Raw genomic sequence first — 606 nt, forward strand, 5'->3', positions numbered from 1 at the left:
GTTGCTCTTGAATATGGCTGACACCCCCCGTTAGCGTAAACAATCAATGCGATGTTTGCTGTACGGTTTGGATCGTATTCAATTGTAGCAACTTTAGCAACTACGTTGTCAGTTGTACGTTTGAAGTCGATCATACGATATTTACGTTTGTGACCACCACCGTGGTGACGAACTGTGATACGACCAGTGTTATTACGACCAGCTGTTTTGCTCATGCTTACAAGCAAGCTCTTTTCAGGAGTACTTGTAGTGATTTCAGCGAAGTCGCTACCAGTCATGTTACGGCGACCGTTTGTGGTAGGTTTGTAAACTTTAATTCCCACGATTTTCCTCCTCTATTATTCTGCGTCTTCGCCGAAGATTTCAATTGTTTTAGAATCTTCAGTCAAAGTAACGATAGCTTTTTTGTAGCCTGATTTAGTACCAGTATATTTACCAACTCGTTTAGATTTTGGTTTTACGCTGATAGTATTTACTGAGGCAACTTTTACATCAAAGACAGCTTCAACAGCTTGTTTGATGAGAAGTTTATGCGCACGTGAATCAACTTCAAAAGTGTATTTCTTTTGATCCATTGCAGCCATAGAAGCTTCAGTAATGATAGGT

Annotated in this window: 1 protein-coding gene and 1 pseudogene; both read right to left on the reverse strand. The window is 40.1% G+C overall.

What is annotated here, in order from left to right; genetic code table 11:
- Positions 1-323 (reverse strand): annotated as a pseudogene (rplB, locus tag BAZO_RS10820) (50S ribosomal protein L2); the annotation flags it as partial.
- Between the two features lie 15 nt (positions 324-338).
- Positions 339-606 (reverse strand): 50S ribosomal protein L23 (locus tag BAZO_RS10825; RefSeq protein WP_003331543.1); only part of this gene is annotated, 268 nt, incomplete at its 5' end.

Source organism: Schinkia azotoformans LMG 9581 (assembly GCF_000307855.1).
Classification (GTDB): domain Bacteria; phylum Bacillota; class Bacilli; order Bacillales; family Bacillaceae_J; genus Schinkia; species Schinkia azotoformans.